Here is a 16,885-nt window from a genome sequence, read left to right as displayed (position 1 = left end):
GGTGGGAGTGGGAATTAGAAGGAAACGTCGAGGCCCAGGGAAACTACCCGCACGGCCGGATACACCCGGCCGCTGCTGCTGCCGCCGCCGCCGCCGAAGCCAATGCTCTCACTGAACTCCGAGACTTCGGGGTCAAACCCGATTTTCTTCAGCTTGGTGATGGTGAACAGGTCCTGGCCCGAGGCAAAAATCCGCAGCCGCTTGATACCAACTTTCCCCGTCAGGTCAGCGGGCAGGGAGTAGCCCAGCTGCACGTTTTTAAGGCGGGCATAGGCCGCGTCGCGCAGCCAGTAGTCGGAGCCCTGAATGTTGTTGGTCGAGGCCGTGCCGATGGTCAGCCGGGGGTAGGAAGCGTCGGCGTTGGTGGGGGTCCAGCGGTCCAGGTGCTGGGTGTACACGTTTTCCCAGTTGTTGTGGAAGGCTTCTACCCCCTCGCCGCGGATGTAGAGGCTGCGCTTGCCCACCCCCTGCACAAACACCAGCAAGTCAAATCCTTTGTAATCGGCCGTGTACGTGGCCCCAAAGGTGTAGCGGGGGAACGGGTTGCCTAAAATGAAGCGGTCATCCTGGTTGATGCGGCCATCCCCGTTGCGGTCCACGTAGCGGATGTCGCCGGGCCGCACCGAGCCGGGAGCCACGAAGTCGGGCTGGGGGCCGGCCGCTACTTCCTCGGGAGTCTGGTAGAGGCCATCCGAGCGCAATCCAAAGTAGGAGTTAATCGGGAAGCCCTCGCGGATGATGTTGGTGGCGTCCCCGCCGCGGATGGTTTCCACGCCCCGGGTGTTGGTAACGGTATTACGGCTGTCAGCCGCGTTTACGCTCAGGCTGTGGTTGTAGCCCCGGTCCGTACGCTGCCGGTAGGTCAGGGAAACTTCCCAGCCCTGGTTGCGCACGCTGGCGGCGTTCTGGGTGGGTGCCCCGGCGCCGAACACACCCGCTACGGGCAGATCGATGAGGATGTCGCTGGTGCGCTTGTCGAAAACATCCACGCTAGCCGTCAACGCGTTCTGCAGAAAGCTGGCGTCTACGCCGACGTTGCCCATCGTGGAGGTTTCCCAGGTGATGTCGCGGTTGGCCGTATTGAAGAAGTTGCCGGGCACCGGCCGGCCGCCGAAGGAGTAAATCCCCGGGGCGAGGCTGATGGTGCTCAGGTAGCGGTAGAGCCCGATGTTCTGGTTGCCCAGCTGCCCGAGGGAGGCGCGCACCTTTAAGTCCGACATGGCGGGCTGGAGGAAGGCCATAAAGTCTTCCTCCAGGGGACGCCAGCCCACCGATACGGAGGGGAAAAAGCCCCAGCGGCTTTCGCTGGCAAAGCGGGAGGAGCCGTCGTAGCGGAAGCTGCCTTCCAGCAGGTATTTGTTGGCAAAGGAGTAGTTCAGGCGTCCGAAAACCGAGTTCAGGGCCCACTCCTCGTTGTTGCCGTACACCCCGTTGCCAGCGAAGGCCGTGCCGTTGCTCACCACGCCAAAGTTGTTGCCGGGCACGTTCAGCACGCTAATGCCCGACCGGGCCACGGTAAAGTCCTCGGTGGAGTAGCCCACCAGGGCCTGGGCCGAGTGCTTTTCGCCCACGTTCAGCTCGTAGTTAAGCGTAGCCTGGTAGTTGGTGAGCAGGGTGCGCTCGTGGTTGTTGCGCACGGCATTGTTGCCGTCGCCACCCGCCGTGGGTGAGCCGTCCAGGGTAACGTACTCCAGGCTGCGGCGGAACTCGTCCATCTGATAGTTCCACAGATCCCCGCCTACCAAACCGCGCAGCTTCAAGCCTTTCACTATCTCCAGCTCGGCGTTCAGGTTGGCGTAGCCGTTGTCGTTGGAGTTGGTGCGCAAGCCACCATTAATCAAGCGGTTAGCCGAGTTGCTGGTGGAGGTGGCGGGCGTTACGTAGTTGCCGTTTTCATCCTGGACGGGGTAGATGCGCGGGATACGAGCCGCATCACTGATAATCCACTGCGAGTCAAACGCGTGCTCCCGGGTTCCTACGTGGGCGTAGGTGAAGATGCCGCCCACCTTGAGGCGGTCCGATACCTGGGTGGTGAGATTTAAGCGGGTATTGATTCGCTTAAAGCCGTAGTCGTCACCGTAGAACAGGCTGTTCTGATCCACGTAGCCGAGCGAAAGCAGGTAACGGGTCTGGCCCGCGCTGCCGCTCAAGCTCAGGTTGTGATTTTGCTGCAGGGCCTGATCGCGGATTACGCGGTCCAGGTGCCACTCGTAGTCCCCGCGGGTGGCGAAATCGCGCATGGTCTGGGGGGAGAACTGCGGGGCCTGTCCGGAGTTGACCAGGGCCTCATTCTTGAGCTGCATAAACTCCAGGCCACTAACCGGCTGGCGCTGGAAGTTCGGGGTTTGAAGGCCTATTAGCGTATTATAGCTAACGATGGGCTTGGTATTCAGCGCACCCTGCTTGGTGGTTACCAGCAGCACCCCATTGGCCCCGCGGGAGCCGTAGATGGCCGCCGAGGCGGCATCCTTCAGCACCGTGACGCTCTCAATGTCGTTGGGGTTAAGCGAGTTGAGGGAGCCAGCAATGCCATCCACGATAACCAGCGGAGAGGCATTGCCCAGCGTACCTACGCCCCGGATGTTAATGTTCAGCCCGGCACCCGGCTCGGCACTGCTCTGCTGAATGGTCAGGTTCGGCGCCGAGCCCTGGAGGGCCTGCGCTACGGTGGTTACCGGCCGGTTTTCCAGGGTGGCTTTCGACACGGTGTTTAAGGCACCCGTTACGTTGGCTTTCTGCTGCGTGCCGTACGCTACCACTACTACCTCGCCCAGGGCTTTGCTGTTGGACTCCAGGCGGATAAGTAAGTCGGCTACCGGCCCGGTAACGGTTACCTCCCGGCTGATCATGCCCACGGAGGAGAATACCAGGACGCTGCCCTCCGCTACGGTCAGCGAAAAGCTGCCGTCGACATTAGAAGCTTGGCCCTGGGTGGTGCCTTTCACGACAATGGTTACCCCCGGTAGTCCTTCGCCCGCACTGTTGGTGACCTTCCCGGCGACGGTGACGTCGGCTCGGGCTGCGGAATCGTTTGCGCGCATCCGCGGCGAAAGCGGCCCCCCCGTAATGGCTGGCAAGGCGGGCGTTGCGTGGGCCGCACTACTCGGCACGATAACGTAAATGGCCTCATTAAGCGGCTCAAACCGCAATCCGCTGTACTGGGCGGCGTGCCGCAACGCCTGGGGCAGCGTAGTGCCGGTCAGGTCGTAGCGGGGCAGGGACTTGCCCGCAGTAAGCTGGCTGCGGTAGAAGAAGGTCACCTTGTAGGTGGCTTTCAGTTCCTGCAGAAAGCCCTCCAGGGTTTCCAGGTTGTCACGCCCGTCGGCCTGAGCAGGACGTACCGGGCCGGGCGAAGCTAAGGCCAGGACCCCTTGGGCCCGGCTAGCACCGCTGGTTACGATGCCCAGCAGCAGCGCCTGGCATACATAACGAGTAAAGTTTGCCATAAAGGAAGTGGTGGGAATTGGTAGGAGAAGGCCGGCAAACGGCCTGGGACTAGTGTACTGTGGGATAAAAGCGCACCTTGTTTCCGGTCCGCGTTACTTGGATATCCAAGGCTTTGGCCAGGGCGGGCAAAAGCACGTCGAGCGAATTAGCGGGCACGTCGCCCGTGATTTCCTGATTCAGTATGGCGTCGTCGCTGACCTCTACCTGCAGGTTGTAGGAGCTGCGCAGCAACTGCACGATTTCACGAACCGGGGTAGCCCGGAATCGCAGCCAGTCCTGGGTCCAGGCCGAGTACAGCTCCGGCTGCACCCGGCGCCGGGACAGGCGTGGCCGCGCCGCAGAAGTTTCAACCAGGTCGCCGGGTTGCATCGCCAGTTTTTCGCGGAGCAACCCGGCTTGCCGGTCGACCAGTACTTTGCCCGACCGTAGTACTACTTTGGTCTCGCCGCCTCGACTTTTCACGTCAAACTCGGTGCCCACCACCGAAATCGCGAGCTTGCCGGCGTGCACCACAAATTTGACGTTGGCTGGGGCGGCCTGAATGTTCGGGACGGGCTGCGAGGTGCGGTGGGTTACCTGAAAAAACCCTTCGCCGGTCAGCCACACCTCCCGGGGGGAGCTTGCAGTCCACTGGCGGGCCGTAGTCAGCGTGGAGTTGGCGTTGAGCGTCACAACCGAGCCATCGGGTAGGGTTATCGTGCGGCGCTGCTGGGAAGCCGTGGCGTACCGAATCCGGGAGCTGGAACCGGGTCGGGACCACTGCCACCATCCTGCCGCCACTAGCACCAAAAGCGCCAAGGAGCTTACCCAAAGCACCCTGGCCCGCCGCTGGCTGCGCAGTCGGGGCGGCGGCACCAGCGGTGCCTGCAGCCGCTGGCGCAAGCGAAGCAGCTCCTGGTGTTTCAGGCCGGCCGGAACCGGAAAGGGTTGGGCGGGGCTTAGACCGCGCACCAGGTTATAGGCTTCCTGGGCCGCCGCCTGCTGCTGGGGGTGCTCGCTTAGCCAGGATTGCCAGAAAAGTCCTGCCTCGGAATGGGGGTTGGCCACGAATTCCTGAAACGACTCATCGAGCACGAAATCTTCGACTGAGTAGCGTGTAAAATCCATAGCGGGAAAGAAAATTGACGTATTTACTTAACCCACGGGCGCCCGCCTTTTTTGTACTTGCTTTAGGTTACAGATTTTTTCATAAAATTTATAAAATGTTGATTATGAGATGAATAAATTTAAAATTTCATACGAATTGGGTAGTGGTATCGGCTGGGTAAGCCCTAACAGGCATAGACCAGGCAGCGCTTGACGCAACCGGGTAATAGCCTGGTGCACCAGGTTTCTTACGGACTGCTGGTTGAGAATCATAATGTCCGCAATCCGCTCGTAGGCAAAGCCATCGAAGAACTTGAGGTAGATGGCCTCGCGCTGGCGGTTGTTGAGCTGGCTGATGGCCACTGCCAGTTGCGCGTGCTGCTCAGCTGTGAGCTGCTGCGCAATCAGAAAGTCCTCGGGCGAATACTCAACCTTAGCTTCGGGCTCGTAGCTTCCCGCCAACTGCCGTTGACGCTGCGCGATTCCCTTCTCGTCGGCCAACTGATGGCGCATAGCCTTAAATAAATACGGCTTGACGACGGCTACGGGCCCGAGCTGCGCCCGCCGTTGCCACAAGCGTTGAAACAGGTTCTGAATCGCATCCTTCACCAGCTCTTCGTCTTGGCTTAGGCGGAGGCCGTAGCGGTAAAGATCATCATACTGGGCCAGGAAAATACGCTCAAACGCTTGCTCGCTGCCGGCTCGGAAATCATCCCATAACGAAGCATCAAGCGAAGACATAGAGCAGGTTAAGCTGAAAGGATACGCGCGAAAAACAGAAACTATACTATCCCCGAATAGGACGCTATTCCGGTAAACGGCCCCTACGCCCGGCGCCGGATTTTTTCACTGGCTCTGGCCGTGGCGGCCCCTGGGATGAGGCGCGCACCAGCAGATGAGGGGTTAGTTGTACCTGGGTCGGAAGAGCCGGCTGGCCGGAGTGAATCAAATCGGCCAGCAGCGTGCGAATGACGCTTTCCGTCAAATCTTCCAGGGGCTGCTCGATTACCGTGATCGGCGGCGAATACAAGCGAAACAGGTCATTGTCATCAAAGCACACCACGGCCATCTCTTGCGGAATCCGACGGTTCAGGTCGCGCAGGACTTCGAGGCCGTGGACGCCCAGGTAGTTGGTGGTGAATAGCACGGCGTCGGCGCCGGATGCTTCCTGGAAAAAGCTTCGTAGCGCGGCCTTGATCACCGTCGCTGACTGCGCATAGTCTATTTCCAGCACCCGCTGCGGCAGGTCCTGTTCGCTTAGGGCCCGCGCGTATCCTTGCCGCCGGGCCACCATATGCTCCTGGCTGGTATCAAGCGTGACCAGGGCCACCCGCCGGAATCCCTGGGCCAGCAGGTGCTGGGTGGCAGCATACGTGCCCGCTGCCCCGTCAACGGTTACCGTGTGGGCCTGAACTCCGGGCAGGGAGCGGTCAAACAGCACCAAGGGTTTGCCGCGCCGAACCAGATCTTGAATTTCCGTTTCCACTCCTGCTGGTAAGGCCAGGATGTAGCCGTCGACATGCTGCTCCTCGAATAAGGCTAGTTGATCGCGGGTTTTGGCCGGATCGTTGTTGGTGCTACAGTATAGAATCCGGTACCCCTTGGCTTGAATTTTACGCTCGATCAGCCCCGCCACGGCCGCGAAGAAAGGGTTAGTAATGTCCTCAACCACTAAGCCTACGGTATGGGTCTTGCCCGTGCGCAGACTTTTAGCGAGCTGGTTGGGCTTGTACCCTACCTCTTCCACGTAACTCAGCACCCGTTGGGTTAGGGCCGCACTGATGCGGCTTTCCTTGGCTTTGCCATTAAGAACCAGGGACACAGTCGCGATGGACACGTCCAGGTGCCGGGCTATGTCGTGAATTAAAACTCTTTTTTTCAAGGTCACCGACGGGTACGTACTAGCCGCTATCAAGTGCGATTGAAACCGGCAATTGAACTAGGTAGGCAGCTGCAGCAAAGCCGCCGCTGGGCCCGTAAAAGGCCTTTTACAAATATGGCTAAAATGTTTAAGCTTTGTGCTAAAATGTTTAAGCTAAAAAAAGGTGCTAACAAATCAGAAAGAATTCCCGGGTCATCTTACAAGCGCGCCAGCTGTGGCTAGGGGATCCGGCGGAGCATTGTTATTTCAACAGCAAGTGAAAACGATAGTAGCGGACGGCCCCAACCACTTCTTGATCCTTGCGCACGGGTAATGGGCCAGGGACCCACCTAGATTCATCGCGTGCGGGGCGTAACAGAATACGACCGTTTCCACGCGACGCCAACTCCCAGTAGGAAGGCCGGATAAATGGCCGAGAAAAATGTCTCATGCACGGGTCTCCGGAACCTAGGGGGCCGTCTGGGGACTATTTCACCACGGTAGCTTCCAGCTCCACCGTCAAGGTGGCAAACAGGCCCTTCACTTCCAGCAGGGTTGTCGCTTGCTTGATGCCGTGCTGGGCCAGCCAGGGGGCATATAGGTCCATGCAGGTGGTAAAGAACTCCTGCACCGAGGTCGTGTACACGTTCAGGCGCACGATGCCCGAACACGCATAGCCGGCCTCGCTAATGAGCTGTTCTAGATTCTGGATGGTCTGTTGCAGCTGGCTACGCATGTCGGCGGTGCTGGGCTGACCGTCGGCATCTAAGGCTACCTGCCCGGAGCAGTAGAGAGTGCCGGCTGGCTGTTTTACTTCAACGGCTTGTACCGAATGGGTATACTGACCCCATTTCCAGGGGTCTACAGTGCGCTTTTCCATATTATGGAGCTTGAAAGTTAGTTATGCGCATGTGTTTCTCACTTGCACACTACAAAGGTTCAGCCCCGTACTGACAGCCGTATGTCAGGATGTTTTTAGCCTGTTAAAAGAATTACTAGCAACCCCCAAAAAAGTGCTGTGCCCGTTGCGCGAGCTCGCGCAACGGGTCCGCCAGCGCGGCTGGCTGCACAATGGTCAGCGAGCCGGCATAGGGCAGCAGCCAGGTAGCCAGGTAAGATAGCTCCCCAATAAAGAGGGTCATTTCAACCTGCCCATCGGGTAGGCGCTGCTCGTGGGCCCAGCCGTACTGGTGCTTGGTGTCATGCAAATGCTGCACTAAGGCGGGCAGCATGGCTGCTGGCTGAAACCGAAGCACCACTTGCTCACGCTGCCGCCGGCGGGCTTCAGCGGCCCAATGCTCCTGCAACAAGTCGGGGCGGGCTTTGAATACCTCTGTCCGCAGGTCCAGGTCCTGGATGCGGTCCAAGCGGAAGTTGCGGATGGTCTGGCGCAGCCGGCAGTAGGCTACCAGGTGCCATTGCCGGCTCAGAAACAAGCTGATGGGCTCCACGTCGCGGGTGGTCGGAGCTTCGTTCTCGGCGGTTTGGTAGCGCAAGTGCACGACGCGGTGCAGGGAAATAGCCGCCACCAACTGCTGATAGGCGGGCGGGCGGCTGGACTGATCGCGGGGGCCGAGCACCTGAATGTGCGGGGCTAAAAGGTCGAGGTGGTCCCGGTCGGCACGGCGCAGCACCGCGCGTACCTTGTCCATGGCCGCCGTGCTGAGTTGGGCCGTGGGCGCATCCGTCAGGCGGGCCGCTAGCTTTTCGGCCGTGAGCAAAGCGGTAGCCTCCTCGCGGGAAAACATGACAGGCGGCAGCCGGTAGCCCTCCGCTAGCGAATAGCCAATACCCGGCTCCCCGAGCAGCGGGACGCCGGCTTCTTCCAACGTTCGCAGGTCGCGGTAGATGGTGCGCACACTCACGCCAAACTGCTCGGCCAGCGCAGCTCCGCTTACTTTACGCTTGGCTTGCAGCTGAATAAGAATGGCCGTGACGCGGTCAAATCGGTTCATGGGGGACAGTAGCAAAGGTCGGTACAAGGCACAGACGCAGAGTAAGCGCCCACGTCGTGGGTTTTATGAGGATAATGGCTCCAGCAAAGCGCAAGATTTTATTGGGCGCATAGTACACTAGCTGCCGGCCGGCTCGTGAGCAAACACCAGCTGAGCAACAGAGCCGGTAGTAGAAGCGTGTTACGACGATACACGAGGCATCACCAACATAGGATGATATGAGGCTGGAGTTGGCGAAGGGAACAGTCGGATTTAGCTGCAAGATAAGGCCTGATAAGCCCCCGCTTATCAGGTCTTATACTGTAGGTGCAAGAAGGAAGTGTAGCGCCAGGTGGCCTAACAGCGCATCCACCAGGTCGGGAAGCAACACTGCCGGGATGGGAGAAGAGGGAGCGGGCCTTTAGCGTGTAAAAGGCCCGTCTCTGTACTCAAAATTTCGTTCTGGCAGGTAATTTTAGCCCAGCATCTAAACTTCCTTCCCCTCGCTACTCCTCTACCTGCTATGGCCGTTGTTGCCCCTTCCACTGTTTTTCCGCTCCTTAACTATGACCGGCTATGCTTCCTGAAAAATGTGGTCACGCATCCCCAAATAACCGTCGGCGAGTACACCTACTACGATGATTTTGAGAACGTGGAGAATTTCCAGAAAAACGTTCGGTATCTGTTCGACTTCACGGGCGACCGCTTGACCATTGGGAAGTTTTGCATGATTGCCTCGGGTGTGGAGTTTCTGATGAATGGGGCCAATCACCTAACGGATGCCGTTAGCGCGTACCCGTTCGCCATCTTCGGCGGGGAGTGGGGCGGGGCGATGGAAGGCAAAGCGTACCCCACCAAGGGCGATACCACGGTGGGCAACGACGTCTGGATTGGCTACCGGGCGACCATTTTGCCCGGCGTTACCATTGGCCATGGGGCCGTGATTGGCGCCTACGCGGTCGTGACCCGCGACGTGGCGCCCTACACCATTGTCGGCGGCAATCCAGCCCACTGTATCCGGCCGCGATTCGATGCGACTACCACCGCGCAGTTACTAGCCGTGGCGTGGTGGGATTGGCCCATCGACAAGATTACGCGGTATGCGTCCTTGCTCACCGGAGAACCTGCCAACTTCTTAGCGCAAGTAGCCCGAGAGCCCGCAGGGGAAGGAGGAGAAACAGTTGGCCCAACCAGGTAAAATGCCACTAACCCTGCCTTCCCAAGCAAACCCAAAGTAAGATGACTTTTTCAGGTCGGTCCGAGAGCCGCCATTATATCAAGGGACGAAAACAAGAAGAGGAAGGGGAATTTGTGAAAGCGCTCAGCACAGGAAAAGTCTACTTTACTTCCGTAGAAGTTACTAGTCATTCTGGATGTATTCCCGCGTAGAAGCGCAACTCGTTGGCTTCGGCAGCAGGCAGGTAATTCGGCCGGCAGCCCGCTGTCTGGCCTGCCAAGAGCGCTACGATGACCAGCAGATGATACTTGGGGACCCCGTGACGATGCGCCGGGGGTAAAACGCCGGGGCCGCGTGGCCCGTTATACCCCGAAACTCCCGTATACCTCCTTCCTATGCCGGCCCTCCTTGGCACCCTGCGCACTGGCACCAGCGGCATCGTCGTGCCCGGCCCGAAGGCCACCTTTCCGGCAGCCTACCAGGCCACGAGCCGCCTCACCTACTATGCCACCCTGTTTAACTCGGTGGAGATTAACAGCACCTTCTACCGCATCCCCCAGCCCAAAACGTTTGCGGCCTGGGCCGCGGAAACCGGCCCGGCGTTTGACTTTACCCTCAAGCTGTGGCGTGATATAACCCACACCAGCGCGCTGGCCGAGGACCTCTCCGGCCTGGCCCGCTTTCTAGAGGCCGCCCGGGAGCTGGGCCCCAAAAAGGGCTGCCTGCTCCTGCAGTTTCCCCCCAGCAACACCATTCGTCAGCTACCCGCGGTCAGGGCCCTATTGGATGCTATTGCCGCGGCAGACCCCGCCCACGAGTGGCGCCAAGCGGTGGAGTTTCGCCACCCCAGCTGGTATGCCGAGGCTACGTTTGAGCTGCTGGACCACCACGGCGCCAGCCTGGTGCTGCACGACAAAGGCCCCGGCCGAAACGCTCAACTCAACGAGGGGGCCGACTTTGTGTATCTGCGCTTCCACGGCCCGCAGGGTAACTACCGAGAGTCCTACGAGCGCGACTTTCTGCACGACCAGGCCGAGCAGATCCACGACTACCTCCACGAGGGGAAAGACGTGTATGCGTACTTCAACAATACCATGGGCGCCGCTTTTGACAATGCCCAAGACCTGCAGCGGCTGGTAGCGGAGCGGGCGTGAGCCGTAGGAATCGCGTCCGGGGGCAGGGTGGCGCTGGTTTCCCGGGTCAGCTCGTGGTAAACCACGGCGGGGGTCTGTGTGGGTAAACCCTGCCTTTTTGAATACAACTCAGGTCCAAAAACGGTGCTATTCTTGTCCCCGCCGAACTAACTTTGGGAGTCATGCTCTTCTTGGTGATAGGGCCGACCGCACGGTTCCACTCAAGGAACAGGCGTTTCCGCGGGCGTGTCAGGCCCGGAAGTAAGACTATCTCTTTGAACGCAGTTGCCTACCTTGTGGCCCCGCTGCTGCATTTTTCGGTTGTCACCACACTGGTATCGCGTCGGGCTGACCTCTGAAAACCGCCTAACGTGTTCAGCTCCGTGCCGCGACCACCCAGGCTGAAACCCCGCTCAGACGAATCAACCTCCTGCCTCCCGCCTCATGACCATCCTTTTGGCTTGCCTGCTGTTTTTCAATGGGCTGTGTTTTCTGCTCTTCGCCTGGGATAAACACAAAGCCCAACGCAAGCAGCGGCGCATAACCGAAAAAACGCTACACCTCGCCACGCTGCCCGGCGCGGCGCCCGGCGCGTGGGCGGCGATGTGGCTGCTCCATCATAAAAACCGCAAAGCCAGTTTCTGGGGCGTTACCCTGGGGCTGACGCTGCTGCAAGGGACGGTGCTCTATTTCGCGTGGCCTTACCTGCAAGCACCGTTTTAACCGGGTTAAACGGAAGTAGAAGGCAAGCTAGGGGTGTTGCTGAGCTGAAGCGCAGATGCGGTGATTCTGTATGGTGCACCTAGAGAACTGTTTCGCTGACTTGAAGTCGGTGAACAGTTAACACTAGAATTAAACAGCACATCATACAGGGCCAAGCAAACTGGAGGTCGGCGTAGTTAAACACCTCGCTGACGAGAGTGACTTTTGCCCCGTTCCAGCCGCGTCGTGCTGAGAGCAGCACTGGCCTGCTACGCTATTTGCCTTCATTACCAAGTGTTTAGAAAGAACGAACAGGGGCCCGGGCATACCCGGTAGGGCTTGGCTGCGCCGAGTTCTGGTTGCCCCCGCCGTTAAGCGAGCTTGTGCTGACGATGAACTCAATCCGCCCCTCCAGTGGCCACTGGTCTAGTTGCCCAAACAAGTCTGCTTATTTTTTATGCACCTATATTGTTGCTTAGGGCAGTGCCATGGAGGCGCGACATTTCAGAAGTCGCCGGTCAGTGCTGCGCGACAACAGGCCGACCAATGGATATCAGCCGCCGTGACAATTTGCACCATGAAAAAATATTGCTCGCCAACTCGGGTGCTTACTTTTCTGGCAATCCTGTCTTGGGGTTCTGCCTGCAACGGGCCAGCTGAAAAAGAGGTACCGAAAGAAAAAGGTAGTGCCTCACATACACTAGCTGACGGGCACCCCAAGCTGATAAAAACCATCGGCTCGCCTCGGTATGGCAATGTCCAATGCAGTCTGCAGGATAAAGCCGGTAATATTTGGTTCGGAACCACAGAGAATGGGCTTTATAAATATGACGGAAAATCGTTTCGCCGGTTTTTAGTGGCCGATGGGCTGAACAGCAATAATATCTATTCCCTTTTGGAAGATAAAGACGGGAACATCTGGATAGGCACTAAAGCTGGTCTTTGCCTTTACGATGGTAAAACCTTGAGCAAAATCCAGATTCCTTTACCAAAAAACCTGCCGCCCAACCAGAATCCCTACTATAGCAACTCGCACGGGGTATCCAGCATGCTGCAGGCAAAAAGCGGAAAGCTCTGGTTTGTAACTATAGATGGGGTGTATGTCTACGATGGCAAGTTTTTTACGCCGTTTATAATTGATGAGGCCGCCAGTGGGATGTTGACCAGTAACGATAAAGTGGAACGGATTTTTGAAGATAAAGCCGGTAACGTGTGGTTTGGAGGACGAACCAACCAAGGGGTGTATCGGTACGATGGTACAGCTGTCACTAACCTTACGTTAAAGGAATTGTATCAAAATGGGCCACAGCCAAAAGCCCATAGTTGGGGCTGGCCTCAAGTGCAAGACCAGAAGGGGAATATCTGGTTCAGCAATTGGGGAGGAGCCTACCGGTTCGATGGCAAATCAATTACTAGTTTTACCAAAAAAGATGGCCTGCCCGGCGAAGTTACCCGGATTATAGAGGACAAAAAGGGGAACCTCTGGTTTGGTGGTGCTGATGGACTTAGCCGTTACGATGGTAAAACGTTTACCCGTTTTGCAACCAAAGATGGACTAGCCAATCCTTGGGTGTGGTCAATTTTGGAGGATATAAGGGGTAATCTTTGGGTGGGTACAAGAGAAACCGGCCTTTACCTTTTCGATGGAAAAGCATTTAGTACCTATTCGGAATATAAACAGCAGCCGGTAGCAGACCAACAAACAAAATTGCATTAACAGGCCATAATGGTCTAACCCAACCCGCCGCTAACCTGGAGCTTGCACCAGACGAGTAGCCATGACCTTGAGGAGGTGTTGCAGGTTTTTTAGGTGTCAGTTCACCGGCTAGCGTGGTCACCTGCGCGTCTGGTCGCCTTTGGTACGAACGCAAAGCACCACGAAATCCGGCCCCCGGGACAACGCACCTTCCTGGTCCTACTCGTCTTGAGCTTGACGTGGCTGGTCGTAGTAGTTAAGTAGACCTTTAGGGGCGTTGTAATTAGTTACCGCAGCATCCATTAAAGCGTCTTTTTACGATAAAAAGAGGGGCCATCTGGCCCCAGACGGTCAGCTTAATGGCCCTACTCGGCGGCTGATAACAGGCTGCCAAGGGCGGATTCTACTGGGCAAAACTACTAACTGTATCAGGCCCGTGCCGGCTCCTTTCAAGCGAGTGCCTGGAGGCGGGCCAGGTGCTGGGCTGTCTGCCGCCGAATGAGAGCAGCGTACAACACAAAGGCCACGTGGCAGGGGAGCAGGGCGGGCGAATGCGGCGGTAAAAGGGTGATGCCCAGCAGGAGGGCGAACAGGCCAAGTGCCCAGCGCCTAGTGGCATAGCGCAAGGTATTCCGCCAGACGGTCGCCGTAAACGGCGTTGCGGTAACGGGCAAGCTGGCCCACCACGCCAGGCGCGGATGCGGACGCTGCGCAAAAAAGACATTCAGTACCCCTAGCCAGAGGAGCATACCCAGAACTAACAGAAGGGAAAACGATAGGGCCATAGGGGAAGCAGGGATAAGGGATAGCGATGGCCTCCGCTAAGTGCTAAGAGGTGGTAGGCCAAATATAGAATAAAAAAGAGGTGCCGTATAGACTTATTCATCACGGCACAGGGCGTGCTAGACGGCACCCAGAAAAGCCTCCTACCGGGCGCGGGTTGGGGCGATGCTACAACCTGTTGATATTGCAGAAGGGGCCCGGAACCACAGAGTACGTTCCGCAGTCAAAGGGAAAGGATGCCCGGCCAGGAAGCCCGGTATCTTTTCCCTTTAAGTTACTGGTTACTTTCCCTGTCCCAAGTCTATTTCCGCAGCTTAGGCCGCGTGGCCATTCGCCGTGTCTTCCTTAGCTCTAAGCTAAACGCGATCAAGAAAATGGTTATGTAAGTCAGATTACGTTAACTGGGCTTGCATTTCAAGTTGAAATCTTACTACTGAAGACTACGTCGTTTTAGTACTAGGCCTTTTGATAGCAGCCAGGGGACAAGGTTACACTAAGGGACCAATTCAAGAAACGGAGCACCGCTCCTAAAACGGCAATGACCGATGCCTTGCCCCTGGATGAAAGGGCAGGCACCGGTCATGGTGGTGATAGCCGGCTCCTGCTGCGGCAGGAAAGCCGCGGCGCTAGGACCGTTCGTTTTCGTTGCCGAGTTGCTGGAAGATATCAAGGCGATCAAAGTGGGCCCGCTTCTCGCTGATTTTGCCGTCGGCAATGGTCAGCAGCATCATCAGGGAAAAGCGCACCCGTTTACCCGCGGGGGCCCCGTGAGGCCGCCCGTTGAACAGCAGGTAGGCCGCAACCTGATTGCCTTCAGCCAGCAGGTGCTGAATGCGAAACGTGAACTCCTCGAACTGGTCAAAGTTCTTCTTCTCGGAGTTGATAAACCCCTGGGCCCCTGCAATGGGGCTGTCTACTTGAAAGTAAAATACGAAATCGGGGTGGCAGAGCTGGGTAACCGTGGCATAGTCTCCCCGTTCAATGGCGGCGTAAAACTGCCGTACGAGCGCTTTGTTGGCTTCCCGCGCGGCTTGGGTTTCCTCAAACATACAAGGCAGTGGGTGGGTTGAGAATGATCGATTACAGGGTGTACGATTCGCCATCCTGCGGCACGAGCAACTGGCTAGCCATGCCTTGCTCCTGCGCGAACGCTAGTAGTTGCTGCCGGGTTAACACGGCGTGGTTAACGGCTTCCAGGTGCGTGGCGATGAGTGTGGCCCGCGGAACAGCCTGATGCACGGCGTACACATCTTCCTGGTTCATGATGATCGAGCCCAAGCCCGTAATTTGGGCATCGCCGGCATTCAAAACCACGACGTCCGGCTGGTACTGGTGCAGCGACTCCTGCACGTAGTGGTTCCACACGGTGTCACCCGCGATATAGAGCGTTTTCTCCGTCGCGTGCTGGAACACCACGCCGCACACTTGCCCCATGAGCTCACCCACCGCCGCCATCACCGTATCGCTGCCGTGCTGGCCCGGCGTCTGGGCCAGGGCAACGCCGTGGAAGGTAGCTCCCTGCAGCAGGCGCACGTCGGTAAAGCCCTGCGACTGAATGAGGGCCTGGTCCTGGGCATGCTGGGTGAAAATGGGGAGGTGTTTGGGGAGCGCCGCCTGCGCCGCGTCGTCCCAGTGGTCGAAGTGGGTGTGGGTAACCACCACGGCGTCCACCTGCGTGAGTTCCGCTACGGGAAAAGGTAAGCCCACGGTGGGGTTGCGCAGGTGCTGGTTGGGGGTGCCTGGCAAAGCCGGCGCGATGCCCTGCTCGGCCAAAAACGGGTCAATTAAAAACGTAACACCGGCATAGTCGAGCCGAAGCGTGGCATTGCGAACGAGTTGAAGGTTCATGCGTGAGGTAGTAAAGGGTGAAGGTGAATAAAGGACTAAACGGTCCAGAATGAAACAAAAAAAGGGCGCCGTCCGGCGCTACGCATCCAAGTGGGAGAGCAGCAGGTGCAGGGCAGCATCAAGGTGCGGCCGGGAATAGCCCGCGCGGGCCATCATTTGCAAGCCGGGAAATGCCAGCACGAGCAGTTGGGCCAGCTCCCGGGCCGGACGCGGGCTGGTGACCGTGCCATCCTGCTGGCCGCGTTCAACGGCGCGGGTCAGCGCTTCCTCGATGAACTGCAAATCCTGCACCACGCGCTGGCGCACCTCGGCATCGTGCGGGGCCAGCTCCACGGCTTGGTTGATGCTCATGCAGCCCAACGCGGGCTCCTCCGTATTTACGTCGGCAAAGAGCGAGTGGAAAAAGGCCTTGATCGCCGGGCGGGCCGGTTGCTGCAGCAGCAGCCGGTGTCCGTCACGGGCTCGGGCCTGGCGATAGGCATCGAATGCGGCCAGGAATAAGTCCCGCTTACTTCCAAATGTGGCGTAGAGGCTGCTCTTGCTCAGGCCCGTCGCAGCCAGCAAATCGGTTAAGGAAGTGGCTTCGTAGCCCTTGCGCCAGAATACTCCCATCGCCTGCTGGAGGGCTTCCGACGTATCAAACTCCTGGGGACGGGACATAAGGGTAAGGAAAGAAATCAGCTACCTATGCTAGGTGTGGGAGCAATCCGGCAGCAAATATACAATTAAAAACCGATCGGTCCAAAACGTGGTTCTTTAAACCTAATGCGTTTAGGCCGATAAAGAGTACTACTACTCCGGCGGTGACCCATGCCGCTAGCCGCCCCCTTGACGGTGAAATCAGCCCCGCGGAGCCCAGGGGGCGATCAAGCCGGGGAGGCCAGCAGGGGTGAAAGCGGGAGCAAAGCAAAGATGGCCTTTCCACAATAGCGGTGATAAGACTATCTTTATCACCGCTCCGGCTTGCAGCAGGTATTCTAGCAACCCCGATACGGGCACATGCGCCTGTAAGTAATACGTAAAGGCCTAACGGATTGACGGCCTACTTAGGGCCGGTGGGCGCAACCGCGGGCTGGGTAAAGCAAGTTCCATTACTGGGCAGTACGCGCCCACGACCCGGTTCCACCGAGTATATTTTGCGGCTGCACCCTTATCATCTCCTTTCGGGTTGCTTCTACCGGCCGAGCTGAATGGGGCTCAGGCTATTCCCGGGAGCCG

15 protein-coding genes are annotated in these 16,885 nt (G+C 58.1%); 5 read left to right on the top strand and 10 right to left on the bottom strand.

The genetic code is table 11. The features are described from left to right. Window positions 1–14: 14 nt before the first annotated feature. The 6 genes from ACYVGU_RS10730 to ACYVGU_RS10705 all read right to left on the bottom strand — a co-directional run bounded on the left by ACYVGU_RS10730 (window position 15) and on the right by ACYVGU_RS10705 (window position 8,349). Window positions 15–3,446, bottom strand: coding sequence for a SusC/RagA family TonB-linked outer membrane protein (locus ACYVGU_RS10730; protein ID WP_460622073.1), 3,432 nt, complete (start codon window positions 3,444–3,446; stop codon window positions 15–17). Window positions 3,447–3,495: 49 nt separating this feature from the next. Next, the gene (locus ACYVGU_RS10725; protein WP_460622072.1) at window positions 3,496–4,554 is read right to left on the bottom strand and encodes a FecR family protein; all 1,059 of its coding nucleotides are present in this window, start codon (window positions 4,552–4,554) and stop codon (window positions 3,496–3,498) included. A gap of 102 nt (window positions 4,555–4,656) precedes the next feature. Then, window positions 4,657–5,274 (bottom strand): RNA polymerase sigma factor, encoded by a 618-nt coding sequence (locus ACYVGU_RS10720; protein ID WP_460622071.1) that lies wholly within the window; start codon window positions 5,272–5,274, stop codon window positions 4,657–4,659. Window positions 5,275–5,338: 64 nt separating this feature from the next. Then, a complete protein-coding gene (locus ACYVGU_RS10715) occupies window positions 5,339–6,415 on the bottom strand; it encodes a LacI family DNA-binding transcriptional regulator (RefSeq protein WP_460622070.1) in 1,077 nt (358 codons plus the stop codon). Window positions 6,416–6,881: 466 nt separating this feature from the next. Further along, a complete protein-coding gene (locus ACYVGU_RS10710; RefSeq protein WP_460622069.1) occupies window positions 6,882–7,274 on the bottom strand; it encodes a RidA family protein in 393 nt (130 codons plus the stop codon). A gap of 115 nt (window positions 7,275–7,389) precedes the next feature. Further along, complete coding sequence (locus ACYVGU_RS10705; protein WP_460622068.1) at window positions 7,390–8,349, bottom strand: helix-turn-helix transcriptional regulator; 960 nt, start codon at window positions 8,347–8,349, stop codon at window positions 7,390–7,392. Between the two features lie 502 nt (window positions 8,350–8,851). Between ACYVGU_RS10705 and ACYVGU_RS10700 the strand changes: the two genes are divergently transcribed. The 5 genes from ACYVGU_RS10700 (at window position 8,852) to ACYVGU_RS10680 (ending at window position 13,057) form a co-directional block, all read left to right on the top strand. Continuing rightward, window positions 8,852–9,526: a CatB-related O-acetyltransferase gene (locus tag ACYVGU_RS10700; RefSeq protein WP_460622067.1), complete on the top strand. Its 675-nt coding sequence runs from the start codon at window positions 8,852–8,854 to the stop codon at window positions 9,524–9,526. A gap of 175 nt (window positions 9,527–9,701) precedes the next feature. Next, window positions 9,702–9,845: a hypothetical protein gene (locus ACYVGU_RS10695; protein ID WP_460622066.1), complete on the top strand. Its 144-nt coding sequence runs from the start codon at window positions 9,702–9,704 to the stop codon at window positions 9,843–9,845. Window positions 9,846–9,900: 55 nt separating this feature from the next. Continuing rightward, entirely contained in the window at window positions 9,901–10,659 is a 759-nt protein-coding gene (locus ACYVGU_RS10690) for a DUF72 domain-containing protein (protein ID WP_460622065.1), read from the top strand. A gap of 423 nt (window positions 10,660–11,082) precedes the next feature. After that, window positions 11,083–11,361 (top strand): DUF1294 domain-containing protein, encoded by a 279-nt coding sequence (locus ACYVGU_RS10685; RefSeq protein WP_460622064.1) that lies wholly within the window; start codon window positions 11,083–11,085, stop codon window positions 11,359–11,361. 556 nt (window positions 11,362–11,917) lie between these two features. Continuing rightward, window positions 11,918–13,057 carry a ligand-binding sensor domain-containing protein gene (locus tag ACYVGU_RS10680; protein ID WP_460622063.1) on the top strand — a complete coding sequence of 380 codons (1,140 nt, stop codon included), beginning with the start codon at window positions 11,918–11,920 and terminating at the stop codon, window positions 13,055–13,057. 428 nt (window positions 13,058–13,485) lie between these two features. Here ACYVGU_RS10680 and ACYVGU_RS10675 read toward each other — a convergent pair whose 3' ends face one another. The 4 genes from ACYVGU_RS10675 to ACYVGU_RS10660 form a co-directional block, all read right to left on the bottom strand. Further along, window positions 13,486–13,785, bottom strand: coding sequence for a hypothetical protein (locus ACYVGU_RS10675; protein WP_460622062.1), 300 nt, complete (start codon window positions 13,783–13,785; stop codon window positions 13,486–13,488). A gap of 660 nt (window positions 13,786–14,445) precedes the next feature. After that, window positions 14,446–14,868 carry an ester cyclase gene (locus tag ACYVGU_RS10670; RefSeq protein WP_460622061.1) on the bottom strand — a complete coding sequence of 141 codons (423 nt, stop codon included), beginning with the start codon at window positions 14,866–14,868 and terminating at the stop codon, window positions 14,446–14,448. Between the two features lie 31 nt (window positions 14,869–14,899). Next, a complete protein-coding gene (locus ACYVGU_RS10665; RefSeq protein ID WP_460622060.1) occupies window positions 14,900–15,667 on the bottom strand; it encodes an MBL fold metallo-hydrolase in 768 nt (255 codons plus the stop codon). Window positions 15,668–15,745: 78 nt separating this feature from the next. Beyond that, complete coding sequence (locus tag ACYVGU_RS10660; RefSeq protein ID WP_460622059.1) at window positions 15,746–16,327, bottom strand: TetR/AcrR family transcriptional regulator; 582 nt, start codon at window positions 16,325–16,327, stop codon at window positions 15,746–15,748. Between the last annotated feature and the right edge of the window lie 558 nt (window positions 16,328–16,885).

It is taken from the genome of Hymenobacter tenuis, assembly GCF_054780495.1.
Note: the sequence above shows the minus strand (reverse complement) of the source record. Positions and strands in the feature narration are given on the sequence as shown.

Excerpts from the sequence above, each read along its gene's own strand:
- ACYVGU_RS10730 (WP_460622073.1), bottom strand. The coding sequence starts at position 3,446 with ATGGCAAACTTTACTCGTTATGTATGCCAGGCGCTGCTGCTGGGCATC.
- ACYVGU_RS10725 (WP_460622072.1), bottom strand. The coding sequence starts at position 4,554 with ATGGATTTTACACGCTACTCAGTCGAAGATTTCGTGCTCGATGAGTCG.
- ACYVGU_RS10720 (WP_460622071.1), bottom strand. The coding sequence starts at position 5,274 with ATGTCTTCGCTTGATGCTTCGTTATGGGATGATTTCCGAGCCGGCAGC.
- ACYVGU_RS10710 (WP_460622069.1), bottom strand. The coding sequence starts at position 7,274 with ATGGAAAAGCGCACTGTAGACCCCTGGAAATGGGGTCAGTATACCCAT.
- ACYVGU_RS10705 (WP_460622068.1), bottom strand. The coding sequence starts at position 8,349 with ATGAACCGATTTGACCGCGTCACGGCCATTCTTATTCAGCTGCAAGCC.
- ACYVGU_RS10700 (WP_460622067.1), top strand. The coding sequence starts at position 8,852 with ATGGCCGTTGTTGCCCCTTCCACTGTTTTTCCGCTCCTTAACTATGAC.
- ACYVGU_RS10695 (WP_460622066.1), top strand. The coding sequence starts at position 9,702 with ATGTATTCCCGCGTAGAAGCGCAACTCGTTGGCTTCGGCAGCAGGCAG.
- ACYVGU_RS10690 (WP_460622065.1), top strand. The coding sequence starts at position 9,901 with ATGCCGGCCCTCCTTGGCACCCTGCGCACTGGCACCAGCGGCATCGTC.
- ACYVGU_RS10685 (WP_460622064.1), top strand. The coding sequence starts at position 11,083 with ATGACCATCCTTTTGGCTTGCCTGCTGTTTTTCAATGGGCTGTGTTTT.
- ACYVGU_RS10680 (WP_460622063.1), top strand. The coding sequence starts at position 11,918 with ATGAAAAAATATTGCTCGCCAACTCGGGTGCTTACTTTTCTGGCAATC.
- ACYVGU_RS10675 (WP_460622062.1), bottom strand. The coding sequence starts at position 13,785 with ATGCTCCTCTGGCTAGGGGTACTGAATGTCTTTTTTGCGCAGCGTCCG.
- ACYVGU_RS10670 (WP_460622061.1), bottom strand. The coding sequence starts at position 14,868 with ATGTTTGAGGAAACCCAAGCCGCGCGGGAAGCCAACAAAGCGCTCGTA.
- ACYVGU_RS10665 (WP_460622060.1), bottom strand. The coding sequence starts at position 15,667 with ATGAACCTTCAACTCGTTCGCAATGCCACGCTTCGGCTCGACTATGCC.
- ACYVGU_RS10660 (WP_460622059.1), bottom strand. The coding sequence starts at position 16,327 with ATGTCCCGTCCCCAGGAGTTTGATACGTCGGAAGCCCTCCAGCAGGCG.